At 74.1% G+C, this 23,381-nt stretch carries 20 protein-coding genes; 7 read left to right on the top strand and 13 right to left on the bottom strand.

Annotated features, from left to right (window positions below; genetic code table 11):
- Window positions 1–39 precede the first annotated feature (39 nt).
- From NH2_RS23680 to NH2_RS23645, 8 genes are all read right to left on the bottom strand, one after another.
- On the bottom strand, window positions 40–483 hold the full coding sequence (locus NH2_RS23680; protein WP_067658545.1) for a hypothetical protein: 444 nt from the start codon (window positions 481–483) through the stop codon (window positions 40–42).
- 64 nt (window positions 484–547) lie between these two features.
- A complete protein-coding gene (locus tag NH2_RS23675; RefSeq protein WP_067658927.1) occupies window positions 548–1,582 on the bottom strand; it encodes an ATP-dependent 6-phosphofructokinase in 1,035 nt (344 codons plus the stop codon).
- A gap of 69 nt (window positions 1,583–1,651) precedes the next feature.
- Window positions 1,652–2,539: a serine hydrolase gene (locus tag NH2_RS23670; protein ID WP_084505820.1), complete on the bottom strand. Its 888-nt coding sequence runs from the start codon at window positions 2,537–2,539 to the stop codon at window positions 1,652–1,654.
- Window positions 2,540–2,657: 118 nt separating this feature from the next.
- Window positions 2,658–3,074: a DUF7144 family membrane protein gene (locus tag NH2_RS23665; RefSeq protein ID WP_067658542.1), complete on the bottom strand. Its 417-nt coding sequence runs from the start codon at window positions 3,072–3,074 to the stop codon at window positions 2,658–2,660.
- A 31-nt stretch (window positions 3,075–3,105) separates the two neighbouring features.
- On the bottom strand, window positions 3,106–4,209 hold the full coding sequence (locus NH2_RS23660) for an AI-2E family transporter (RefSeq protein WP_067658539.1): 1,104 nt from the start codon (window positions 4,207–4,209) through the stop codon (window positions 3,106–3,108).
- A 153-nt stretch (window positions 4,210–4,362) separates the two neighbouring features.
- Window positions 4,363–7,179, bottom strand: a complete 2,817-nt coding sequence (locus tag NH2_RS30005) for a serine/threonine-protein kinase (RefSeq protein WP_067658536.1) — start codon at window positions 7,177–7,179, stop codon at window positions 4,363–4,365.
- Between the two features lie 41 nt (window positions 7,180–7,220).
- A complete protein-coding gene (locus tag NH2_RS23650) occupies window positions 7,221–7,910 on the bottom strand; it encodes a response regulator (protein ID WP_174552866.1) in 690 nt (229 codons plus the stop codon).
- A gap of 46 nt (window positions 7,911–7,956) precedes the next feature.
- Entirely contained in the window at window positions 7,957–9,231 is a 1,275-nt protein-coding gene (locus NH2_RS23645; RefSeq protein ID WP_084505819.1) for a sensor histidine kinase, read from the bottom strand.
- Window positions 9,232–9,483: 252 nt separating this feature from the next.
- Here NH2_RS23645 and NH2_RS23640 point away from each other — a divergent pair, with 252 nt between their 5' ends.
- Window positions 9,484–10,188: an ABC transporter ATP-binding protein gene (locus NH2_RS23640; protein ID WP_084505818.1), complete on the top strand. Its 705-nt coding sequence runs from the start codon at window positions 9,484–9,486 to the stop codon at window positions 10,186–10,188.
- Window positions 10,189–10,259: 71 nt separating this feature from the next.
- A complete protein-coding gene (locus NH2_RS23635) occupies window positions 10,260–12,752 on the top strand; it encodes an ABC transporter permease (RefSeq protein ID WP_067658533.1) in 2,493 nt (830 codons plus the stop codon).
- Window positions 12,753–12,755: 3 nt separating this feature from the next.
- Here NH2_RS23635 and NH2_RS23630 read toward each other — a convergent pair whose 3' ends face one another.
- Window positions 12,756–14,711 carry a serine/threonine-protein kinase gene (locus NH2_RS23630; protein ID WP_067658530.1) on the bottom strand — a complete coding sequence of 652 codons (1,956 nt, stop codon included), beginning with the start codon at window positions 14,709–14,711 and terminating at the stop codon, window positions 12,756–12,758.
- Window positions 14,712–14,917: 206 nt separating this feature from the next.
- Between NH2_RS23630 and NH2_RS23625 the strand changes: the two genes are divergently transcribed.
- Window positions 14,918–15,832 (top strand): serine hydrolase, encoded by a 915-nt coding sequence (locus NH2_RS23625; RefSeq protein ID WP_245650733.1) that lies wholly within the window; start codon window positions 14,918–14,920, stop codon window positions 15,830–15,832.
- Between the two features lie 4 nt (window positions 15,833–15,836).
- Here the strand turns inward: NH2_RS23625 and NH2_RS23620 are convergent, their stop codons facing one another.
- Window positions 15,837–16,499 carry a response regulator gene (locus NH2_RS23620; protein WP_067658528.1) on the bottom strand — a complete coding sequence of 221 codons (663 nt, stop codon included), beginning with the start codon at window positions 16,497–16,499 and terminating at the stop codon, window positions 15,837–15,839.
- Between the two features lie 103 nt (window positions 16,500–16,602).
- The gene (locus tag NH2_RS23615) at window positions 16,603–17,772 is read right to left on the bottom strand and encodes a sensor histidine kinase (protein ID WP_084505817.1); all 1,170 of its coding nucleotides are present in this window, start codon (window positions 17,770–17,772) and stop codon (window positions 16,603–16,605) included.
- A 225-nt stretch (window positions 17,773–17,997) separates the two neighbouring features.
- Between NH2_RS23615 and NH2_RS23610 the strand changes: the two genes are divergently transcribed.
- Genes NH2_RS23610 through NH2_RS23600 form a run of 3 tightly spaced genes read left to right on the top strand, consistent with a single transcriptional unit; the run spans window position 17,998 to window position 20,654 of the window.
- On the top strand, window positions 17,998–18,804 hold the full coding sequence (locus tag NH2_RS23610) for a hypothetical protein (protein ID WP_067658525.1): 807 nt from the start codon (window positions 17,998–18,000) through the stop codon (window positions 18,802–18,804).
- A complete protein-coding gene (locus NH2_RS23605; protein WP_245650732.1) occupies window positions 18,801–20,186 on the top strand; it encodes an alpha/beta-hydrolase family protein in 1,386 nt (461 codons plus the stop codon). The genes NH2_RS23610 and NH2_RS23605 overlap by 4 nt, the downstream gene beginning before the upstream one ends.
- A 21-nt stretch (window positions 20,187–20,207) precedes the next feature.
- Window positions 20,208–20,654: an SRPBCC domain-containing protein gene (locus NH2_RS23600; protein ID WP_067658522.1), complete on the top strand. Its 447-nt coding sequence runs from the start codon at window positions 20,208–20,210 to the stop codon at window positions 20,652–20,654.
- Window positions 20,655–20,666: 12 nt separating this feature from the next.
- Here the strand turns inward: NH2_RS23600 and gatA are convergent, their stop codons facing one another.
- On the bottom strand, window positions 20,667–22,154 hold the full coding sequence (gene gatA / locus NH2_RS23595; RefSeq protein ID WP_067658519.1) for an Asp-tRNA(Asn)/Glu-tRNA(Gln) amidotransferase subunit GatA: 1,488 nt from the start codon (window positions 22,152–22,154) through the stop codon (window positions 20,667–20,669).
- Window positions 22,151–22,450, bottom strand: a complete 300-nt coding sequence (gatC, locus tag NH2_RS23590) for an Asp-tRNA(Asn)/Glu-tRNA(Gln) amidotransferase subunit GatC (protein WP_067658516.1) — start codon at window positions 22,448–22,450, stop codon at window positions 22,151–22,153. The genes gatA and gatC overlap by 4 nt, the downstream gene beginning before the upstream one ends.
- 265 nt (window positions 22,451–22,715) lie before the next feature.
- Between gatC and NH2_RS23585 the strand changes: the two genes are divergently transcribed.
- On the top strand, window positions 22,716–23,363 hold the full coding sequence (locus NH2_RS23585) for an ACT domain-containing protein (protein WP_067658513.1): 648 nt from the start codon (window positions 22,716–22,718) through the stop codon (window positions 23,361–23,363).
- Window positions 23,364–23,381 lie beyond the last annotated feature (18 nt).

Below are 23,381 nucleotides of genomic sequence, written 5' to 3'. Positions count from 1 at the left end.
CGCCGCGGGCGAGCGTCGCGGGCTGCCGGGCGCGCCGCGTCAGAGCCCGCGGGCGTACGCGATCGAGGCGGCGATCTCGTCCATGCCCATCCGCAGCGACGGATCCCGCTCCTGCACCTCGGCGAACTCCAGCAGCGCGTCGGCGACGGTGCCGCGCCGGGCGACGCCGATCAGCTCCTGCCGGACGTACTCGCCGAGCGGCACCCCGGCGGCCTCGGCCCGCCTGGCGAAGACCGCGACCGCCTCGGTGGGCAGGTCGTGATCGCGCCACAGCGCGACGGCGTCCGGCTCGGCGAGGCTCGGCTCCGGCACGCCGCGCTCGGCGCGGAACTCCACCACCCCGTCGATCGGGACCCGGCGGCGCGCCAGCGCGAGCAGTTCCTGGCGGACGTGCTGCTCCGGCGAGCGTCCGTCGGCCTTGGCACGGCGCCGCAGCACCGCCGCGGCCGCCGCCGGAAGTTCGTCCACACGCAGATCGACCATGGCGGACAGGCTAACGGCACCGGCACCCGCGCGCAGCCCCCGGTCCGCCAAGCCCCCTGGGCGCTCAGCCGAAGAAAGCCTCGGCCTCCCGGTAGCGATCGGCCGGAACCCGCTTGAGCTGCTTGGTCGCTTCGGCCAGCGGCACCAGGTCGATGGCGGTGCCGCGCAGCGCCACCATCTGGCCGAATCGGCCTGCGTGCACCGCCTCGGCGGCGTGCAGCCCGAAGCGGGTGGCGAGCACCCGGTCGTAGGGGGTCGGGCTGCCGCCGCGCTGCACGTGGCCGAGCACGGTGGTGCGCACCTCCTTGCCGATGCGCCGCTCGATCTCGGCGCCGAGCTGCTGCGCCACGCCGGTGAAGCGCTCGTGCCCGAACTCGTCGATGCCGCCCGCGCGCAGCGCGAAGCCGGAGTCCTCGGCCGGGTGCGAGCCCTCGGCGACCACGCAGATGAAGTGCTTGTCGCCGCGCTGGAAGCGGCGCTTGATCATGGCGCAGACCTCGGCCACGTCGAACGGCTCCTCCGGGACCAGGGTGAGGTGCGCGCCCGCCGCGACGCCCGCGTTGATGGCGATCCAGCCCGCGTGCCTGCCCATGACCTCGACGAGCATGACGCGCTGGTGCGATTCCGCGGTGGTGTGCAGCCGGTCGATGGCCTCGGTGGCGATGGAGAGCGCGGTGTCGTGGCCGAAGGTGACGTCGGTGCAGTCGATGTCGTTGTCGATGGTCTTGGGCACCCCGACCACGGGGACGCCCTCGTCGGAGAGCCAGCTGGCGGCGGTCAGGGTGCCCTCGCCGCCGATCGGAATGAGCGCCTCGACGCCGTTGTCGTCCAGGGTCCGCTTGATCTGCCCGAGCCCGGCGAGCAGCACGTCCGGGTTGGTGCGAGCGGTGCCGAGGATGGTGCCGCCCTTGGTGAGCAGCCGGTCGGTGCGGTCGTCGTTCTGGATGACGATCTTGCGGTCCTCCAATAGCCCGCGCCAGCCGTCCTGGAAGCCGACGACCGCGTCCCCGTAGCGGCCGTTCGCGGTGCGAACGACGGCTCGGATCACGGCGTTCAGTCCCGGACAGTCCCCGCCTCCGGTCAAGACTCCGATGCGCATGGCGTTCATCTTCCCCCGCAGCGTCATCCGGTGCTGCTCCGCCCCCGTGAACCCTGGGTAACGGGGGTGTCAGCGCCTGCACTTGCCGCTGGGCAGCTCCTTCAGGTGCGCCGCGAGCAACGCGGCCATCCGGTTCAGGGTGATCATGCCGTCGTTGAAGGCGCCGGACTCCGGCTTGGCCGCGAAGGCCACCGCGACCTGCCCGGAAACCCCGTCCACCAGGCCGAATTGGCGCACCAGGTAGTCACCGTCGAGGTCGGGGCCCCAGCCGCCCTTGAAGTCGGCGCCTGCGATGCTGCCCATCCCCCACCGGTGCGCGGGCACGATCTCCGCCATCAGCGAGGTGACCCCGGCCGCGCCGCTCAAGCAGGGCAGCTTGGCGGCGAACTTCACCTGGTCGGCCAGGCTCCACTCGGTCTGGCCGAGGGCCGAGTGCTCGGCGCGCGGGCGGGTGGCGGGCACCGTGGTGACGGTGTCGCCGCCCTCGCGCAGCACCGCCTCGACCGCGGCGGCCGCCTCCGGCGCCGGCCCGAGCGACTGCCAGAGCGCGTCCGCCGCGGTGTTGTCGGACTCGGTGATCGCGGCGGTGGCGGCGTAGGTATTGGTTCCGGGCGCCTTGCGCTGCGCGGCGAGCACCAGCGGGACCTTCATGGTCGACCAGGCCGGGCCGGTGCTCCAGGTGCCGAAGCTCAGCGCCGAGGTGCCGCCGACCGGCATGGCCGCCAGCCCGATCGAGCCCCTGGTGCTCGCCTGGAGTTCGGCGAAGTCGGCGGCGAGCGTGCCGGGCAGCGCGTACGACAGGTCGTGCTGCTCGGTGCGGGCCGCGGCCTCGGTGATGGTGGTCTCGTCGGTCCCGGAGACGTTCGTACCGGTCGCGCACGAGGTGAGCAGGGCGGCCGCCGCAAGCACGGCGCAGCCGATGACCGCGCGGACACGGCCGGATCTCTCAGCAGACATTCCTCGACACATTCTCGTTGCGAAACTTGCGCACAACGTACTGTGTCCGCGCCCGGCTCGCCGCATCTGTCGGCGGCCTCGGCTCCGCTCCGAGATGTGCCCGCGGGTCGCTCCGCCGTCAGTCGCGCACCGGCCGCCAGGTGGCCACGCCCCAGATCACCACCACGTTCAGCGCGATGACCAGCACCGACCACCAGGGGTACCAGGGCAGCCAGAGGAAGTTGCCGACGATCGAGGCCGCGGCGATCACGATCGCCGTCACCCGGGCCCAGCCCGCCCCGGTGACCAGCCCGAGCGCGGCGATCACGAGCAGCACGCCGAGCACGATGTGGATCCAGCCCCAGGTGGTGACGTCGAAGGCGTAGACATACTCCGGGCCCGCGACGAAGATCTCGTCCTCGAGCACCGCCGAGATCCCCTCCAGCAGCGAGAGCGCGCCGACAGTGAGCAGCAGGATCGCGGCGCCGATGGAGGTGCCCGCGGCGAGGCCCTGGCGCAGCGAGTGGTCCTGCTCGATTTCGGTCGTGTGCGTCATCCTCGACCCCTTCCGTGTGGTGGACGCGCCCTCACCCTTCCGCCCGCGCCGGGCCGGGCGCCTCATCCGTTTCGGGTGAATCCGGGTCGCGGCCGCTGCTGCCGATGAGCACGTCCACCCAGCGGGTGGCCGGATCGATGTCCAGCAGCAGCGCCTTGGCCAGCAGGGTGAGCGGCACCGCGAGCAGCGCGCCGAGCGCGCCGAGCACCCAGCCCCAGAACACCAGCGAGAGGAAGGTGACGGTGACGCTCAGCCCCACCGCGTCGCCGACGAACTTGGGCTGGATGATCGACTGGATCACGAAGTTGATCACCGAGTAGACGACGAGCACCCAGAGCATGAGCGTGGGGCCGCCCTCCAGCAGCGCGAGCGCGGCGGGCGGGATCACCCCGATCACGAAGCCGATGTTCGGGATGTAGTTGGTGACGAAGGAGACCAGCGCCCAGAGCACCGGCAGCGGCACTCCGAGCAGCCACAGCGCGGCGCCGTCGAAGACCGCGACGATGAAGCCGAAGACGGTGGAGACCAGCAGGTAGGAGCGGGTGCCGTCGACGAAGGTGCCGAAGGCGGCGGCGATGTCGGGGCGCATCCGGGTGATCACCGTCATCCGCGAGCCGATGTTCATGCCGTCGAAGGCCATGAACATGAGCAGCGCCAGCACGAAGACCAGGTTCGTGAGCAGGCCGAGCAATCCCCCGAGCACGCCGTCCACCGCGGAGACCACGGTCCCGACATCGATCTCGCTGAGCGCGGCGTGGATGCGGTCCTGCGAGATGCCCGCGTCCGCGAGCAGGTCGCGCGCGGCGTCCAGCAGTTCGCCGAGCTCGTCGGCGTACCGCGGTAGCTCGGAGCCGAGCTGGGCCACCGAGAAGAGCAGCGCGGCGACCAGCGCGACCAGCACCACGACCACGGTGCTCAGCGCGGCGAGCAGCCCCAGCCACGCCGGGCCGCCGCGCCTGCGCACCCAGCCCTGCACCGGCTGCACCGCCACGGTGAGCATGAGCGCCAGGAAGACCGGGCCGAGCACGCCGGCGAAGGCCCGCATCCCGACCACGACGACGACGGCACCCGCCCCGGCGAGCAGGACGATGAGCCCGCGGGGGATGGACCAGTTCGCGGCCCCGTCCGGGGACATGGCCGGGCCCCTAACCCGCGGCGGGTCGGGCAGTGCGGGAACTGTGCGGCACGGCGGGATCCTCTCGTCCGCGGACGCGCCCGGTCGCGCGCCCGCGGCCGACGTTACGACCGGGGCGGGTGCCGCCGCCTCGCACGAATCGGGTGAACCCGCTCAGTACACGTAGACCACGGCGTTGTCGCCGCCGATGCAGGTGACCACCTCGCCGTCGGGGGTGCAGTTCATGGTGTAGCGGCGGCCGGTGACCGGGCTGATGGCCTCCACCGACTGGGGGGTGCCGCCCGCCGCGCTGTACGCCTCCTGCACCGCCTCGGCGAAGCCGCAGGTGGTGACCCCGCTTCCGGTCGCGGTCCGGGAGTACGGCGTGCTCGCCGAGCCCTGGTCGCACGGCGAGGCGCCCGCGGGCAGGCTGACCGCGCCCGCGCTGGTGGTCGCGGAGGTGGTCGAGGTGCGCGAGGCCGAGGTGGTGCTGCTCGCCCCCGACGTGGTGGTGCTGCTGCGCGGCGCGGTGGTGGTGGTCGGGTCCGGCCTGGTGGTGGTGGCCGGGCCGGTGGGGGCCGCGGCGCCGGTGAGCCCGGCGGTCGGGGCGACGGCGGTGACGTTCGGGCCGTCCGCGGCGGGGGGCGCGCTGTCACCGCCGGCGAAGCGCTGCCAGCCGATGGTGCCGACCACCGCGATGGCGAGCAGCACCACGACGGTGGCGAGGACGGGGCCGAGCGCCGAGCGGGCGCGCGACCTCGGCTTGGGCGGCTCCTCGTCGTACCCGTCCTCGGGGTAGCCGTCGGGGTCCTGCGGGCCGTACGGGTCGTAGGCGCCGTAGGGGTCGTCGTCGTAGCCGCGGTCGCCGTGCCCCTGATCGCCATGCCCCTGACCGCCGTAGCCCTGATCGCCGTAGCCCTGATCGGGGTAGCCCTGGTCGCCGTAGCTCTCGTCGGGGTAGCCCTGGTCGGGATAGCCCTGGTCGGGGTAGCCGTCGTCGTAGCCGCGCTCGGCGTACCCGGCGGGGCCGAGGTACTCGGTCTGCGGGTTGTCGCGGTCGTAGCCGGACGGGTCGACGGCGGGCTCCATCGCGGAGTACGCCTGCTCCGGGATGTAGCGGGTGGTCTCGGCCGCCGGGGTGCGGGGCGGCTCGGCCGGGTAGCGGCGGGTCTCCGGGGCGGCGCCGGTGACCGGCGGGATGTACTGGGTGGTCTCGTTCGCCGTCGCGTCCGGGGGCTGGTAGCGCTCCGGCGGCAGGTACTGCTGGCCGCCCGCGTAGAGGTGGGCGTCCGGGAAGGCGCGCATCCGGCCGCTGCCCGGGGCAGGCTCCGGTGCGGGGTCGGGCTCCGGCGGGAGCGAGAACTGCACCTCGCCGAGGCGCACCTCGGTGGCGCCGCTGGGGCGGACCACCTTGTGCTCGCCGGTGGCGTCGGCCTTGCGCTCGGACTCCGGGAGCAGGTGGTCGGGCACCCGGACCACCAGCGTGGCGCCGGTCGCCGGGTTCGGCACCGGCGTGCCTGCCGGGACGACCGGCCTGGCCTCGGCCGGGCCGGCGGAGGAGTCCGGCGAGACCGGCGGGGTGGTCTCCGCGGGCATGCGCGGAATGGGGTGGCCGCCGGTCGGCGGGCGGCCGGGGCCACCGGGGTAGGGGCGTGGGCCGGGCGGGGTGATCGGACTTCCTCCGGTACTCGAATGGTTCGGCGGGGCCGGCGCGGGGCCGGTGCCGGTGCCGCGGAGCGCGGCGGGGGGCTGTGCGGCGTCGTCCGGCGTGCCGGGCTCGCCGAAGGGGGCGCGGGGCTGCGCGGGCATCGCGCCGGAGCCGGAACCGGCGGTTCCCGCGGTGGCGGCCCGCCCCGGTGACCGGGCGGCGATCGCGTCGACGTCGAAACCGGCGGGCGCCTCGGACGGCCGGCCGGGAACCGCGCCGGAGGCGAAACCGGCCGCTCCCGCGGCGGCCGCCCCGGCACCGAGACCGGCGGCGGGCGCGGCGAACGGGTTCACGGTTCCGTTGCCGCGCAGCGGGGTGGGCTCGGGGTCGGGCTCAGCGAAGGCGGAGAACTCCGCGGGGGCGGCGGGCGCCCCCGCGGCGGCACCGGTCTCGAACCAGGACTGCGGCGCGGCGGCGGCCGGGCGCACCGACCCGGCGGCGCCGCCGACGGCGGCGCGCGCGGCGCGGGCCAGGTCGAGCGCACCCGCGTACCGCTCCTCGGGCACCTTGGCCAGCCCGCGCGCGATGACCTCGTCCAGCCCGGCCGGCACCCCGGCCCGCTGCAGGCTCGGCCGCGGCGGCGGCTCGGTGAGGTGCGAGCGGATGAGCACGTTCAGCGTGCTCGCCGCGTACGGCGGCACCCCGGTCAGGCACTCGTGGAGCACGCAGGCCAGGGCGTAGATGTCGGCGGCGGCGGTGACCGGGCCCGCGTCGAACCGCTCCGGCGCGGTGTAGGCGTAGGAGTCCAACCCGACGCCGACCATGGTGACGGCGGCGTCGCCCTCGGTGCCTGCGATGCCGAAGTCGGTGAGGTAGGCGAAGTCGGTGGCGGTGAGCAGGATGTCGGAGGGCTTGACGTCCCGGTGCACCAGCCCGGCGCCGTGCGCGGCATCCAGCGCGGCGGCGATCTGCTCGATGATCCCGACCGCGCGCTCCGGCGCCATGGCGCCGCCCCGGCTCAGCACGGTGCGCAGGTCGAACCCGGCGATCAGCCGCATATCGAGGAAGAGCGTTCCGTCGATCACGCCCCAGTCGTGGATCGGGACCACGTGCGGGTCGGCGAGGCGCGCCGCGGCCTGCGACTCCCGGCGGAAGCGGACCTGGTAGACCGGGTCGCGGGCGAGCTCCTCGGAGAGCAGCTTGACCGCGACCGTGCGGTTCTTGACGGTGTCGAAGGCCTCGTACACCTCGCCCATACCGCCGCAGCCGAGCACCGACCGCAGTTCGTACGGCCCGAAGCGGGTGCCCGTCCGTGTTCCGTGTGCCACGCCGTCGGTCTCCACCCCGTCCTTCCTTCACCTTCCGGTTCCAGACGCGCCGCGCGTCAACCTGTGGATTCTCCTGGGGAAACCACCCCGTGGTCAAACGCGAAGACGATAGCGGCCGCGCGGTCGCGCAGGGTGAGCTTGCCGAAGATGTGTCCCACATGACTTTTCACCGTGACCTGGCTGATGCCGAGTGCCCGCGCGATCTCGCCGTTCGCGAGGCCCCGGCCGATCAGCTGCAGCACCTCGTACTCGCGGGCGGTGAGGTCGGCGAGCCGCCCCGCGGCCCGGTCCACCGCTGGCCGGAACTGCCGGTATCCGGCGAGCACCCGGTCGGTGACCGACGGGTCGAGCCAGGCGCCGCCCGCGGCGACGGTGCGCACCGCCCGGATGAGGTCCTCGGCGGGCGAGTCCTTGAGCAGGAACCCGGCGGCGCCCGCGCGCAGCGCGCCGGAGAGCAGCTCGTCGTCGTCGAAGGTGGTGAGGACGAGCACCGGGGGCGCGGCGGGGTCGTGCCGCAGCGCGCGGGTGGCGTCGATGCCGCCGACCCGCTTCATTCGCAGGTCCATGAGCACCACGTCGGGGCGGGCGGCGGCGAGGGCGGCGGGCACCTCGTCGCCGTCGGCGCACTCGGCCACGGTGAAGCCGTCCCGGCGGCGCAGGATGCGGCGCAGCCCGCCGCGGACCAGCTCCTGGTCGTCCACCACGAGCACGGTGGTGACCGGCTCCTCCGGCTCGGCCGCGGTCATCGCCGCTCCCGGCCGCGGTGCGGGCGGCACGACCGGGCTCCGGCGGTCATCGGCGCTCCGTCACGGCACGCGCGGGGCAGCGGACGCCGGAGCGGGTATCGGCGAGCGGAACCCGGGCCCGCACCGTCCAGTGACCGTCCCGCGCACCCGCGCTGAGCTCGCCGCCGAGCAGCTCCGCGCGCCTGCGCATGCCGATGACGCCCATGCCTGCGGGGTCGCCGGCCCGGCCGGCGGGGAGTGAGTTGCGCACGGTGAGCGTGACGTGCCCGGCCCCGACCGCGAGCCGCACACTGCCGGTGGCGCCGGGCGCGTGCTTGGCGACATTGGCGAGCGATTCCTGCCCGATCCGGTAGAGCCCGAGCCCGGCGGCGGCGGAGACGGCGTCCGGATCGCCCTCGGTGCGGAAGCTCAGGTCGAGCCCGGCCCGGACGAAATCGCCGACCAGGTCCGCGATCTCGCCGACGCCCGGTTCCGGCGCCGGGGAGGCCGGGCGGGTGTCGAGCAACCCGACGGTGCGCCGGATGTCGGCCATGGCCTGCCTGCCGAGGCGCTCGGCGTCGACCAGCGCCTCGGTGGCCTCGGTGACGTCCTCGTCGGTCTGCAGCGCGCGGCGGGCGGCGGTGAGGTGCAGCAGGGTGATGCTCAGCGAGTGCGCGATCACGTCGTGCACCTCGCGGGCGATCCGGCGGCGCTCCTCGTCGGCCGCCTGCGCACTGCGAATGGCCTGGTAGGCGCGCTCCTGGTAGAGGAAGCGGCGCTGATTGCGCAGCATCTCGCCGCACATCCAGCCGAGCAGCACGCCGACGCAGTACATGGGCAGCCCGGCCAGCCCGGTGTCCAGCCACGCCAGCTTCCCGGCCAGGTCGAAGCCGATCAGCAGGGCGAGCGCGACCAGCGCGCTCGGCACGCTCACCCGCTTCGGGGTGACGGCGGCGATCTCGCCGACCGCGACCACCAGGATGAAGGGCGCGAAATCGCCCTCGACCGGCTGCGCGAGCAGCGCCGCGGTGGCGATCAGCGCGGGCAGCCCGAGCGTGATCGGGGTGGGCTCGACGGCGGTGAAGGTGAAGAGCGCGAGCGAGCCGAGCAGCAACCCGACGGCGATCACCGGGAGCACCGTCGGCAGGTAGGCGTGGCGCTGGAAACCGGCGGCGACCGCGATGGAGAGCATGGCCGTGTCGGCGAGCAGGATCACCGAGGGCGGGTAGTCGACCGGCGGGTTGTCCAGCCGGGCCCGGATGGCGACGACCGTCCGATCGCGCAGGGCGGGCAGCCGGGCGCGCACCGCGGCGATCCGCCGCACCGGCCCTGGCACTCCCATCCGCCCAGGTTACCGCCGGAGTGACGGCGCGCACATCGTGCCGGGGCCGGAGCGGCCTCCGCCCGTGGGCGGAGCGGGGAAAACGTCCCTCGGCACGAGGACGGGCGGGCGCCGCGCGCCGTACCGTGGAACGGCACCGCTCCGATCAGGGGATTTCTCGGCCGATCCGCCGCCCGCCCGGCGCTCCGGCTGCTTCGATCGGGAGACGAGCGGGCAACACGCGGGGAATCGCCCGGAGCGAGGGAGTACGCGATGACGCAACCGGCCATGCTGGAGTTGAGCGGCGTCGGCAGGCACTACCGGGTCGGTGATCAGGTGGTGCGTGCCCTCGACGGCATCGACCTCCGGCTGCACAGCGGCGAATTCACCGCCATCGTCGGCCCCTCCGGCTCCGGCAAGAGCACGCTGCTGCACCTGCTCGGCGCGCTCGACCGCCCCGACACCGGGTCGATCCGCTTTCGCGGCACCGAGATCGGCGCGCTCGGCGAGGAGAAGCAGGCCGAATTCCGGCGCAGCCAGGTGGGTTTCGTCTTCCAGTTCTTCAACCTGCTGCCCACGCTGACCGCCTGGGAGAACGTGGCCATCCCGAAACTGCTCGACGGCACCGGGTTGCGCAGGGCCAAGCCGAAGGCGCTGGAGCTGCTGGAGCGGGTCGGGCTGGCGGAGCGCGCCGAGCACCGGCCCGCCGAGCTCTCCGGCGGGCAGATGCAGCGCGTGGCGGTGGCGCGGGCGCTGGTCATGGAGCCGCCGCTGATCCTCGCCGACGAGCCGACCGGCAATCTCGATTCCCGCACCGGCGCCGGCATCCTGGAGCTGCTCGGGGAGATCGCGGGGAACGGGAACGCGGTCGTCATGGTGACCCACGACCGGAGTGCTATCGCCGCCTGTGATCGCGCGATCACGTTGCGCGACGGGCGGATCGAGTCGGACGAGCGGGCCGGGGCGGTCCCGGCGTGAGCGCGTCAGGCCCGGAGGAGGCAGCGGAGCGAAACCACGCAGGGCCCGCGCGCACGCCACGACGACCCGGCGTGAGCGCGTGGTGGGATCGGTTGCGGCTGTTCAATCTCGGGGAGCTCCTCGCGCACCGGGGGCGGACCGCGCTCTCGCTCATCGTGATGGCGGTGTCGGCGGCGCTGCTGGTGGCGGTGCTGAGCATCTCCGGCTCGGTCACCGGATCGGTGGATTCGCTCACCAGGAACCTGGCAGGCGCCGCCGAGCTGGAGATCACCGGCGTGACCGATGCCGGGTTCGAGCAGTCGCTGCTGCCCGCCGTCGCCGCGACGCCCGGTGTGGCGCACGCGGTCCCGATGCTGCGCACCCAGGTCGGTACCGGCGCGAACCGGCAGCTGCTGATCGGCGCGGACGCGAGCATCGGCGCGCTGGACAGCGCGCTCACCGCGCCGATGGCGGGACAGGCGAGCAAGCTGCTCACGGTGCCGCGCGGCGTCCTGGTCGGCGCCGCCACCGGCCACGCCGAGGGTGAGACCTTCCCACTCGGACAGGGCAAGGTCACCGTCGCCGGGGTGCTCGACGACGCGGCCGCCGCCGAGCTCAACGGCGGCCACCTGGTCGTCGCGCCGCTGCCGCTGGCGCAGCTGGTCACCGGGCGGCTGGGCAAGCTCGACTCGGTCCAGGTGGTGCTCGTGCCCGGCGCCGACCCGGCGGCGGTGCGCGCGGCGCTCACCGCCGCGGTCGGCGGCCGCGCGGTGGTCGCCGATCCGGGGCTGCGCACCGTGCAGGCCAGCGGCGCCATCCAGATCGTGCGGTATTCGACGCTCATGTCGTCGGCGGCGGCGCTCATCGTCTCGGCCTTCCTCATCTACAACGCCATGAGCATGGCGGTGGCACAGCGCCGTCCGACGCTCTCGCTGCTGCGCGCCATGGGCGCGGCGCGCGGCCCGATGGTGCGCGACCTGCTCGCCGAGGCGGCGGTGATCGGCACCCTCGGCGGCGCGCTCGGGGCGCTGCTCGGCACCCTGATCGGGCGCGGCGCCATCGAGGCGCTGCCCGCCGCCATCCTGGAGTCGGTCGAGGCGCGCACCGAGTACCTGGTGCCCTGGTACGCGATTCCGCTCGCCGTCGCGGCCTGCGTGATCGCGGCGGTGGCCGCGGCGGCGGTGGCGGCCAGGCAGGTCTACCGGGTCGCGCCGGTGGAGGCGCTGGTGCCGGTGGACGCCGGGACCGCAGAGGCGGACTCCCGGGCGCCGCGGATCGCGGCCGGGGTGTTCGGCGCGGCGCTGGCCGGGGTCGCGGTGGTGGTCGCCGCCACGGACCTCGGGCGGTACTCGCTGGCGGCGGTCTCGCTCTCGTTCACCGCGTCGGTGCTGCTCGCCTTCGCCGCGACCCGCCCGATCGTCCGGGCCACCGCGGCGGTGGCCGGGCTCTTCGGCGCGCCGGGCACGCTCGGCGCGACCACGCTGGAGCGCGCGCCGCGCCGGGTCTGGGCCACCGCCATGACGGTGCTGATCGGCGTCGCGGCGACGGTCGCGGTCGGCGGCGCGGGCACGAACATGGTCGACTCCGCGACCACCACCTTCGACCACCTCGCGGAGAACGACTTCTACGTCAGCCCGGCTTCGCTGGAGCAGTTCCCCACCGGTCCGCTGCTGCCGCCCGGTCTGCGCGACGAGGTGGCGGCACTGCCCGGAGTGGCCGGGGTGCGCCCCGCGCAGATGGCCTTCGCCACGCTCGGCACCGGCCGGATCATGCTGCAGGGGTACGCGGCCACCGACCCCGGCGCGCCGAACTGGCGCGCCGTCCGCCCCGACGTGCTGCCCCGGCTCGCCTCCGGCGATGGCGTGGTGATCTCCCGCGATATCGCCCGCGCGCTCGCGGTCGGCCAGGGCGACCCGATCACGCTGCCGACGCCGAGCGGCGCCCGCACGGTGACGGTGCTCGAGGTGATCCCGTACTTCTCCGCCATCTCCGGGGTGGTCATCCTCGACCTGAATCACATGCGCGACTGGTACCAGCGCCCCGGCGAGACCATCCTCGCCGTCGACCTCGCGCCCGGCGCCGACGCCGCGGCGGTGCGCGCCGAGCTGGAACGGGCGGCGGCGCCCGACCTCGCCGTGACCTCGGGCGACGACTCGGTGGCGGCGATCTCGTCGAGCATGCGCCAGGGTTCGGCGCTGAGCACCATGATCCTCTGGATCGTGGTGCTGGTCTCGACGGTCGCGCTGCTCAACACGCTCATGCTCTCGGTGCTGGAGCGGCGGCGGGAGCTGGGGGTGCTGCGCGCGATCGGTACCGGGCGCCGCTTCCTGCTGCGCTCGGTGCTGGCCGAGGCGGCCGGGATCGGGCTGGTGGGGGCGGTGCTCGGGCTCACGGTCGGGGCGGCGGTGCAGTACCTGGGCACGCTGGCCATGGGGCACGCCATGACCATCGACATCGTCTACCGGCCAGGCCCGATCCCGGTGCTCTACGGGGCGATCGCGCTCGGGCTGGCCATGCTCGGGGCGATTCCGCCCGCGCTGCGCGCGGCCCGGATGCCGGTGGTGGAGGCGCTGGCGGTGGACTGACCGCTACAGCGGGGCCTCCTCCCACCAGTCGTCGACCACCGCCTGCGCGGAGGGGGTGGGGCCGGTGCCGCTCGCCTCGCCATGGTTGGCGACCGAGATCAGGAATGCCGCGCGCTGCGGGTCGTCGCCGAAGCTCACCATGAGCCTGGCGGTGGCCTTCGGCTCGGTGAACGGGCCCGCCGGGTCCGGGCGCAGCCAGCGGTGCAGGGTCACCGGGGCGCCGTCCTTGCGCTCCACCGTCCTGGTGTGCGCGGGCAGCGCGTCGATCACGGCGCGGGCCGCGGCCGGGGCCGGGAACTGCAGCACCACGTAGCTCAGCGACTCGGGGTCGAAGGTGTCGCGGTCGCAGCGCCAGGCGCGGGTCCAGGTGCCCGCGCCGAGCGCGATCTCCTCGAAGCGGACCCGGTCCTCGTCCGGGGTGACCAACGCGCAGCTGGTGCCGAGGTAGCCGGTGCCGTCCTCGTCCCTGCCCGCGGGGACCAGCCGCGGGAAGGCGCGGCGGCTCACCGCGAGCGGGTCGGCCTCCGCCGTCGCCGACTGCGTCGGGGTCGCCTGGAGCGGGGGCGGGGCCACCGCACGGCCCTGGGTCGTCGACGAGCCCTCGTCGCCGTCGGTTCGCAGCACCACGAACAGGATGCCGACCAGCACCAGCAGTGCCACCACCACGACCGCGAGCCAGCCCAGGAGCAGGGTGCCGCTGATCCGGCGCCCGCCCCGCCGCCGTTGGCGCGGCCCTGGAGTCACCCCGTGCCCCGGCCCCGGCGGCAGCGGGCCGTGCCCATTGCGCGGGGGTGCCACCCCGCCCTGCGGGGACCCCGACGGGACCGGCGCAGCCTGCCCGGGCGCCCCCTGCGGGCCGACCGGAACAGCACCCGCTGCCCCCGGCCCGCCGGGCGGCACCTGCCCACCCGGCGGGCCGGCCGGAACAGCGCCCGCTGCCCCTGGCACGCCTTGCGGCACCTGCCCACCCGGCGGGGCGACCGGGACCGGCCCGGGCGCGCCCGGCGGCGGCGCACCGGGCGCCGAACCCGCCTGCGCCGCGACCGGCGACCCCGCCGGAGCCGGCCCGCCCCCGAACGGCGCCGCGGCGACCGGCGCGACCGCCGCCGTCCCCCCGCTCCCCGGCGCGTTCAACGCCGCGCGCGCCGCGGCGGCGAACTCCCCGCAGCTCCCGTACCGGTGCGCCGGATGCTTCGCCATCGCCTTGGCGATCACCAGATCCATGGCGGGCGCGATCCCCGGCCGCCGCGGCGCGATGGGCGCAGGAACCATGTTGAGGTGCCCGTGGATGATGTCCGCCGGATTCGGCGAGTCGAACGGCCCGATCCCGAGCAGCAGCCAGTACAGCGCGCAGGCCAGCGAGTACTGGTCGGTGCGGTGGTCGAGCGGATTGCCGGTCATCTGCTCCGGCGAGGCATAGGCCAGGGTGGCGGTGAACATCCCGTCCTGGGTGAGGTGCGTCGAGTCCTCGCGCAGCCGGGCGATGCCGAAGTCGGTGAGGAAGACCCGCTCCCCCTGCCCGCCCTGGGAGCGCGCCAGCATGATGTTCCCCGGCTTCACGTCCCGGTGCAGAATTCCCATGCTGTGCGCGTAGTCCAGCGCCGCCGCCACGCCCTCGATGATCTGCACCGCGCGCTCCGGCGGCAGCTCGGTGACATCGACGGTGCCCGCGTCCACCCCGTCCACGTACTGCATGGAGATCCAGAGCTGCCCGTCCTCGGTGCCGCGGTCGTACACCGCGACGATCGACGGGTGGTCCAGCTGCGCCACCAGATCGGCCTCGCGCTCGAACCGCGCCCTGACCTCGGTGTGCGTGAACAACTCCCGGTTCAGCAGCTTGAGCGCGATCAGCCGGTCCATCCTCGGCTGCCGCGCCAGGTACACCGAGCCCATGCCGCCCGCGCCGAGCAGCCGCTCCACGGTGAATCCCGCGAACACCTCACCGCGCTCCAGCAACACGCCCCCTTCCGGTGACACACCCAGGCTGAGAGCCTACCCGCAGCCGCCGCCACCACGGAGTTTCGGTTTCCGGTGATAATCGGTGAGACTGATGGTGCGGGACGTGCCCTCCGGCGCGGCCCGCGAGTTGTCGAATTGCTTGTCGTGCACCGCCGGAGAACGAACGCACACGCGGGTTGGTAGTGGTGGTGGGGAGGACGCGTGTGGTGAGGTCGAAGTGGTGGTCCGGTGGTGCCGGGCGCTTACGGCGGCGGGCCGGGTGGTCGATCCGGACCCTGGTGGTGACCGTCGTCCTGGTGAGTTCCTCGTGCGCGCTGCTCTCCGGCAAGACCGATCCCACCCCCGTCACCGTGGCCGCCCACACCGGCGCCGCTGACTGGCGGGCCCGGGTCACCTACCGCCCGAACGCGCTGGTGGCGGACTTCACCCGGCTCCAGGAGGAGCTGCCGGGCGCGGTCGGGCTCGCGGTGCTGCCGGTCGGCGGCGGCCGGATGACGGTGCTCGGTGACTGGACCTCCGGCATCGCCTGGTCGACCATCAAGGTCCCGCTGGCGCTGGCCGCGCTGCGCAAGGACGCGGACGCCGCCTACGAAGCCGCCGAGGCCGCGATCACGGTCTCCGACAACGACGCCGCGTGGGAGCTCTGGCAGCAGCTCGGCGACGACAGCGAGGCGAGCGCCGCGGTGCAGGAGGTGCTCGACGAGGCCGGGCGTTCCGCCACCGGCACCGCGATCACCCATCCCGAACTGGACGGCTCCTCCTACGGCAGCACCGAGTGGAGCCTGACCGATCAGGCCACCTTCGCCGCCGAGCTGCCCTGCCTCTCCGGCAGCGAGATGGTGACCGCGCTCATGGGGTCGGTCACCCCCGAACAGTCCTGGGGGCTCGGCCGCTTCTCGACCGCCCAGTTCAAGGGCGGCTGGGGCCCGGACGACGACACCGGCGAGTACACCGTGCGCCAGTTCGGCACCATCGCCACCACCACCGGCCGGGTCGCGGTGGCCATGGCGGCGCGCGCCGACTCCGGAGGCTTCGACGACAGCACCGCGCTGCTCGACACCCTGGCCCAGCTGCTGGCCAGGCACATCGGGACGCTGCCGAGCGGCGGCTGCCCGCACTGACCGCTCAGCCCGGGGTGACCAGCCCGGACTCGTAGGCGAGCACGACGGCCTGCGCCCGGTCGCGCAGGTTCAGCTTCGAGAAGATCTTCGAGACATGGGTTTTCACCGTCTGCTCGGCCACGAAGAGCGACTCCGCGATCTCGGTGTTCGACATGCCGCGGGCGACCAGCTCCAGCACCTCGCGCTCGCGCGGCGTCAGCTGCTTCAGGTGCGGCGCGGGCTGCACCCGGCCCGCCCGGCGCCGGGTGACGTCGGCGATCAGCCTGCGGGTGACGGTCGGGGCGAGTAGCGCCTGCCCCTCGGCGACCACCCGGACCGCGCGCACCAGCTCTTCGGCGGGGGCGTCCTTGAGCAGGAAGCCGCTGGCGCCGATGCCGAGCGCCTCGTAGACGTAGTCGTCGATGTCGAAGGTGGTCAGCATGAGCACCCGGACCGGCGGGTCGAAGCCGGCGGCCAGGATGGCGCGGGCGGCGTCGAGGCCGTTCATCTCCGGCATGCGGACGTCCATGAGCACCACGTCCGGGCGCAGCCGGGCGGCCTCGGCCACCGCCGCCCTTCCGTCCGCCGCGTCGCCGACCACGCTGATGTCCGGCTGGGCCGCGAGCAGGGCACCGAACCCCTGCCGCACCATCGCTTGGTCGTCGGCGATCAGCACGGTTATTGCCACGCGCCCACCCTAATGCGCGGGCACCGCCTGGCGGTCCGCGCCGTCGGTCGCGACAGGTCACCGCTGCGAGGCGGCCGCGGGCGGACCGGTGTCACCCCGCCTGTCACAGGTGCGGGGCAGTCGCCTGCGGGGCGGCCGCGGGCACCAGTGTCACCCCCGCCGCGAGCGGCAACCGCGCCCGCACGTCGAACCCGCCGCCGGGCCGCTCCCCTGCCACCAGCTCGCCGCCGACCGCGACCGCGCGGGCGTGCATCCCCGCCAGCCCGTGCCCGCCGTTACCGGCCGGGCCCGGCGTCCCCGGCCCGTTCCCGACCCACACGGTGAGCTCGGCGCCGACCACAACGGCGACCTGCACGTCGGCCCCGGCCGCGTGCCTGGAGGCGTTCGCGAGTGACTCCTGCACGATCCGGTAGAGCGCGAGCCCGACCGTCTCCGGCACGCCGTCGAGCGAACCCTCGACCGTCCAGCTGAGCGGCACCCCGGCTCGCCGCGTGGCGTCGAGCAGCGCGGGCAGGTCGGCGGCGCTCGGCTGCGGCGCGTGCTCCGGCAGCTGCCCGTCGCTGCGCAGCACGCCGAGCATGCCGCGGATCTCGTTCAGCGCCTCCCGCGCGGTGGCCCCGATGGACTCGAACTCGGCCCGCGCCCCCGCGCTCACGTCCTCCACCCGGTACGGCGCGGTCTGCGCCTGCACCACCACGAGCGACATGTGGTGTGCGACCACATCGTGCAGGTCGCGCGCGATCCTGGCCTTCTCCTCCAGGATGGCCCGCCGCGCCCGCTCCAGCTCGTTCTCCTCCTCGAAGGCGGAGAGCTGCCGCCGGGAGAGCACCAGCCAGCGGATGAGCAGCGCGAAGAGCACCAGCGCGGCGAAGCCGAGCGGCCAGCCGAAGAGCGCCCCGTCGCCCGGCATGGTGGCGCCGACCAGCAGCGAGGTCGAGGCCCACGCCACCGCGACCAGCGGCATCGGCGCCAGCACCCCGACCGCGAAGAGCAGCACGATCAGGCAGATCAGGTGCACCACCGAAAACGGTAAGTCGCTGCCCGGCTGGTGCGGCACCGCCACCGCGAAGAGCAGCGCCGAGCCCGCCGACACCGCCCAGCCGAGAGCCGGATTCACCCGCACCAGCAACAGCGGGAAGGCGGCGAAGGCGGCGAGGAAGGGCTGCACCGGCAGCGTGACCACGTGCGTGACGTGCAGCGTCGGCCAGGCCACGGAGTAGCAGGCGACGGCGACGAACACCGTGACGGCGTCCACCCACATCGTGGCGGACATACCCCGCATCCGCCGCTTCACGCTGCGCTCCGTCGCGCGGTTACCCTGTTTTCCCTCATGACCTCGACAGTAGGAACTCCGGCGAGGACTGTCCTCACACCGGCGGATGAAGCAGCCCCCCTACCCGGGTACGGCCCCCCCGACCCCCTCCCCCACCGGAACCGGTGCGGGAAGCGACCCGAGCGGGAGGTAGCGGCCGGATCGGCGTCCCTAGCGTCGACCGGCATGAGCAGATGGAAGCGCAGCACCCCGCATCGGCGGCTCGCGGCGGTCACCGCGACCGGGGCGGTGCTCGCCCTCGTCGTCGCGCCCGCGCTGACCCTCACGGCGGGCAAATCGGCGGCCAGCGCACCGGCGCCCGCCGAGGACGCCGACGTGGCCGCCGCGGTCCGGGCGCTGAGCACCGACAGCCTCGATCTCGCCGTGCCGCAGGGTTTCCCGGAGCACTTCGGCTACCACCCCGCCCGGCTCGACGGCCTCGTCGCGCGCCCCGATGGCGGCTGCTCCTCCCCGGTCACCCTCCCCGCCGAGTTCGAACTGCCGTGCAAGGGCCACGATCTCGGCTACGACCTGCTGCGCTTCGCCGACGAGCGCGGCGCCCCGCTCGGCCCATGGGCGCGCCGCGACCTGGATGCCGCGCTCGCTGCCCACATGCACCGGGGCTGCGAGGTGCGCGCCGACGAGTTCTCCCGCGCCCGCTGCCATTTCATGGCCGATGTGGCGAGCGCCGCCGTCACCGCCAACTCGCACCGGCAGGACTTCGGGGTGCCGGTGGTCGAGGAGGTGTCGGTGCCGGATCCCGAGGGGAACAGTGCGGGCATGCTCGCCGGGGCGGGTGTGCTCGCCACCGGCGCCGTGGCGCTGCGCTTTTCCCGGCGCGGGAAGAAGGGTGGTGCGGCGCGGGCCGCACCGCCCGGCGCGGAGGTGCGGCCGGACGGCGCCGCACGGCCGGAGGTGGCCACCGGGCCGAACGCGGCCCCCGGACCTGAGATAGCCACAGCGCCGGACGTGGCCGCGAGGGTACTGCCGTGATCGCCGGGTACGCGCCCGCTACCGTCGAGCCTGCGGCAGGCAATCCGGCGCTGCCGCGCGTGACGACCACGCTCGCAGCCGGTTTCGCCGTCGTCGCCTCACTGGCGCCCGGGCTGCTGCCGCGCAGCCCGCTCACCCAGGCGGTGCTGACCGCCCTGCTGGTCGCGCTCGCGCTCGGCGGCACGACAGCCGCCCGTGCCATCGTGAGCGGCATCGGTTCCACCGCCCGGCCCGAACAGGCGCCCGGCCGCCCCTCGTCCCGGCCGGGCACCTCCTCCGAGGTCACCGACCGCGCCCCGGTTTTCGTGCTCACCGCGGCCGCGGTACTCGCCGGCTGCACCGCCGCGGCCGGCTGGCAGAACACCCTGCGCACCGCCATGAACACCACCCCGGCCACCCCCGCGCACTGGGCCCTGTGGGCGACGTTCACCGCCGCACTGCTCGCCACCCCGGTTCTGCTGGTGCGCATCGTCCGCGGCGCCCCCCGCCGCGCCGCGATCGGCGCCCTCACCCTCGGCGTGGCCGCCACCGTGCTGATCCCGCTCCCGCACGACGCCCGAGCGGTCGCGGCCCCCACCCTGCCGTACACCCGCTCGGGCTCCGCCCACTCCACCGTCCCGTGGGACTCCCTCGGCCCCCAGGGTCGCCGCTTCGTCGCCGACGGCAGCGCCGAGGCCGTCCGCGTCTACATCGGCCTCGACTCCGCCCCCACCCTGGACGCCCGCGTCACCCTCGCGTTGCGCGAACTCCAGCGCACCGGCGGCCTTGCCCGCCGCCACCTGGTCCTCGCCGTTCCCACCGGCTCCGGCTGGCTCGACGCCAGAGCCGCAAGGGGCCTGGAGACCCGCTTCGGCGGCGACGTCGCGGTGGTGGCCGTGCAATACGCCGCCGCTCCGAGCTGGGTCACCTTCATCACCGGCAGGAACAAGGCGGCGAGCTCCGCCCGCGCCCTGTTCACCGCCCTGGAACAGAGACTCGCCAGCCTCCCCGACCCACCGCGCCTCTACCTCTACGGCCAGAGCCTCGGCGCCTGGGGCGGCAGCGCGATCTTCGCCGACGACGCCGAGCAGCGGCGCCGCACCTGCGCGACGCTCTGGGCCGGACCACCGGCGAACGCGGTACACCGCTCCGGCGCCACCGTCCTCGCCAACCGCTCCGACCCCGTCGTGCACTGGTCCCCCCGCCTGCTCTGGCACGCCCCCGACCTCAGCACCACCCGCCCCGACGCCCCCGCCCCCGAGTGGCACCCGGTCCTCTCCTTCGTCCAGACCGGAGCCGACCTGCTCGGCGCACTGGACGCCCCCGCGGGCCACGGCCACCGCTACGGCACCGACCAGGGCACCGCCATGGGCGACTGCGCCCCGCACCTTGCCCCGAAGTGAAACTTGTTCTAGTTTCGCCGCATGGCCTTCGTCCTCGATCACGTCGTCGAGATCGACGCCCCCGCCGATCTGGTCTGGGACGTCGTCACCGACCTGCCGCGCTACGGCGAGTGGAACCCCTTCGTCCCCGAGTGCCGCAGCACCCTGGAACCGGGCGACCCCATCGACATGCACGTCCGGCTGCGCGGCGGGAAACCGCGCAGGCAGCGCGAGTGGATCGCCGAGCACACCCCGGGCAGCACGCTGAGCTACCGGATGAAGCCGGTCCCGCTCGGAACCCTGCACAGCCTGCGCTCGCACACGGTGACCGCACTCGACGCCGAGCGCACCCGCTATGCCTCGCATTTCGAGCTGAACGGCTGGCTGCACCCGCTCGTCGCCACCCTGCTCGGCGCCGAACTGCGCCGCGGCTTCGCGGACATGACCGACGGCATCAAGACCCGCGCCGAATCCCTCCGCGCGCGCTGACGCCGCCCGCTGTCAGGCGATCGGCCCGCGCGCCGCCTCGTACGCCGCCCCCACCCGGTACAGCCGGTCGTCGGCGAAGGCGGGCGCCATGATCTGCAGCCCGACCGGCATACCGTCGTCCACGCTGAGCCCGGAGGGTACCGACATGGCCGGGTGCCCGGCCAGGTTGGTGGGCAGGGTGCAGAGGTCGGAGAGGTACATGGCGAGCGGGTCGTCGACCTTCTCGCCCAGCTTCCACGGGGTGAACGGGCTGGTCGGCGAGACCAGCACGTCGACCTGTTCGTAGGCCCGGTCGAAGTCCTGCGCGATCAGCGTGCGCACCTTCAGCGCCTGGCCGTAGTAGGCGTCGTAGTACCCGGCCGAGAGCGCGTAGGTGCCGAGCATGATGCGCCGCTTCACCTCGGGGCCGAACCCGGCTGCCCTGGTCAGCGCCATGACCTGGTCGGCGCTGTGCGTGCCGTCGTCGCCGGCGCGCAGCCCGTAGCGCATGGCGTCGAAGCGGGCCAGGTTGGAGGAGACCTCGGAGGGCATCACCAGGTAGTAGGAGGGCAGCCCGTACTCGAAGTGCGGGCAGGACACCTCGATCACCTCGGCGCCGAGATCCTTCAGCACCGCGACCGCGGCGTCGAAGGAGGCGAGCACTCCGGGCTGGTAGCTGTCGGAGTGCAACTCGCGCACCACGCCCACCTTGACCCCGGCGAGATCCGCGCGCGCGCCCTCGCGGGCGGCGGCGACGACGGCGGGGATCGGCACGTCGCGGGAGGTGGAGTCGCGCGGGTCGTGCCCGGCGATCACCTCGTGCAGCAGCGCGGTGTCGAGCACGGTGCGGCCGCACGGGCCGCCCTGGTCCAGCGAGGAGGCGCAGGCGACCAGCCCGTACCGGGAGACGGTGCCGTAGGTCGGCTTGGTGCCGACGGTGGCGGTGACCGCGGCGGGCTGCCGGATCGAGCCGCCGGTGTCGGTGCCGATGGCGAGCGGCGCCTGGTGCGAGGCGAGCGCGGCCGCCGAGCCGCCGCCGGAGCCGCCGGGAATCCGGGTGGTGTCCCAGGGATTCCGGGTGGGACCGTAGGCCGAGTTCTCGGTGGAGGAGCCCATGGCGAACTCGTCCATATTGGTCTTGCCGAGGATCGGGATGCCCGCGGCGCGCAGCTTGGCCGTGACCGTGGCGTCGTACGGCGACATCCAGCCCTCGAGGATCTTCGAGGCGCAGGTGGTCGGCATGTCGGTGGTGGTGAAGACGTCCTTGAGCGCCAAGGGAACTCCGGCGAGCGCCGAGGCAGGCTCCGCGCCCGCGGCCAGGCTCGCGTCGACCACCCGCGCCGCGGCCAGCGCCGCCTCCGGCGCGACGTGCAGGAAGGCGTTGTACTCGCCGTCCACCTCGGCGATCCGATCCAGGTGCGCCCGGGTGACCTCCTCCGAGGAGAGCTCGCGGGCGTGGATCTTGGCGGCCAGCTCGGCGGCGGAGAGCTGCGTGCTGTCCCCGCTGGAACTCCTGCTCATTCTCCTTCTCCCAGGATCTGCGGCACCAGGAAGCGCTGCTCCTCGGCGGCGGGCGCGCCGCTGAGCGCCTGCTCCGGGGTGAGGCACGGCCGCACCTCGTCCAGCCGGGTGACATTGGCGACCGGATTCGGCGTCGCGGTGGCCGGGACATCCGCGGCGGCCACCTCGGAGATGGTCCGCACGTGGCTCAGGATCGAGTCCAGCTGTCCGGCGAACTGATCCAGTTCGTCGTCGGACAGCGCGAGCCGGGACAACCGGGCGAGGTGTGCGACCTCGTCGCGGGAGATGGCGGGCACCGCGGGACCCCTTTCGGCGTCGGTGATGGTGGGTTCGAGCAGGTCGTCCCCTGCGCATGACGCCGGGGGCGAGAAGACCCGTCCAGCCTAGTCCGCGCGGTTCCGCGGGTTCGGCCGCCCCGGCCTCCGGCGACCCCCCGCGCGAAAACGACTGTGGCGTACGTCACTGCCACCAGTTCGGCTCGATAACCCTGCCTCCCGGGTGTAAGTATTGCGTGACCCGGGTATCCGTACAGAGCCTCGGCTACCAAGGAAAGGAACGCGCGTGTCTTACCTGCTCCGCGTGCAACTTCCGGATCGCCCGGGAAGCCTCGGTGCACTCGCGCTGGCATTGGGATCGGTCGGGGCCGACATCATCTCGCTGGACGTGGTCGAGCGCGGTGCCGGATTCGCCGTGGACGATCTCGTGGTCGACGTTCCGCCCAACGCACTCCCGGACACCCTGATCACCGCCGCCGAATCGATCGGCGACGTCATCGTGGACTCCATCCGCCCCTACTCCGGGCTGCTCGACACGCACCGCGAGCTCGAGCTCATCGACCAGGTCGCCAATGCCCGCGACGACCGGCTGCAGATCCTGGTGGACGGCGCGCCCCGCGTGCTGCGGGTCGGCTGGAGCACCGTGATCGATACCGGGCCGCAGGGCGCGTACCGGGTGGTCGGCAGCCAGAGCGCGCCGCAGACCCAGGCCGGCTCCGCGCCGTGGCTGCCGCTGGACAAGCCGGCCGTGCTGGACCCGGATTCCGAATGGGTGCCGGAGATCTGGCGCGACATGGACACCAAGCTGGCCGCCGCGCCGCTCGGCCACCACGGCCGCGCGCTGCTGCTCGGCCGCCCCGGCGGGCCCGATTTCCGCCCCTCCGAGGTGGCACGGCTGGGATACCTGGCCGGAATCGTCGCCGGGGTGCTCTAGGCGCTGCTTCGGAGTGCG

The organism is Nocardia harenae NBRC 108248 (assembly GCF_001612885.1).
In the GTDB taxonomy this organism is placed as follows: domain Bacteria; phylum Actinomycetota; class Actinomycetes; order Mycobacteriales; family Mycobacteriaceae; genus Nocardia; species Nocardia harenae.
The sequence above is the reverse complement of the archived record's forward strand: the minus strand, read 5'-3'. Positions and strand labels throughout refer to the sequence as shown.

Coding starts and splice junctions, on each gene's coding strand:
- NH2_RS23650 (WP_174552866.1), bottom strand. CDS start 7,910: ATGACCGCGGCCGAGCCGGAGGAGCCGGTCACCACCGTGCTCGTGGTG.
- NH2_RS23600 (WP_067658522.1), top strand. CDS start 20,208: ATGGCCTTCGTCCTCGATCACGTCGTCGAGATCGACGCCCCCGCCGAT.
- NH2_RS23680 (WP_067658545.1), bottom strand. CDS start 483: ATGGTCGATCTGCGTGTGGACGAACTTCCGGCGGCGGCCGCGGCGGTG.
- NH2_RS23665 (WP_067658542.1), bottom strand. CDS start 3,074: ATGACGCACACGACCGAAATCGAGCAGGACCACTCGCTGCGCCAGGGC.
- gatA (WP_067658519.1), bottom strand. CDS start 22,154: ATGAGCAGGAGTTCCAGCGGGGACAGCACGCAGCTCTCCGCCGCCGAG.
- NH2_RS23645 (WP_084505819.1), bottom strand. CDS start 9,231: ATGGGAGTGCCAGGGCCGGTGCGGCGGATCGCCGCGGTGCGCGCCCGG.
- NH2_RS23615 (WP_084505817.1), bottom strand. CDS start 17,772: ATGTCCGCCACGATGTGGGTGGACGCCGTCACGGTGTTCGTCGCCGTC.
- NH2_RS23640 (WP_084505818.1), top strand. CDS start 9,484: ATGACGCAACCGGCCATGCTGGAGTTGAGCGGCGTCGGCAGGCACTAC.
- NH2_RS23660 (WP_067658539.1), bottom strand. CDS start 4,209: ATGTCCCCGGACGGGGCCGCGAACTGGTCCATCCCCCGCGGGCTCATC.
- NH2_RS23610 (WP_067658525.1), top strand. CDS start 17,998: ATGAGCAGATGGAAGCGCAGCACCCCGCATCGGCGGCTCGCGGCGGTC.
- NH2_RS23675 (WP_067658927.1), bottom strand. CDS start 1,582: ATGCGCATCGGAGTCTTGACCGGAGGCGGGGACTGTCCGGGACTGAAC.
- NH2_RS23670 (WP_084505820.1), bottom strand. CDS start 2,539: ATGTCTGCTGAGAGATCCGGCCGTGTCCGCGCGGTCATCGGCTGCGCC.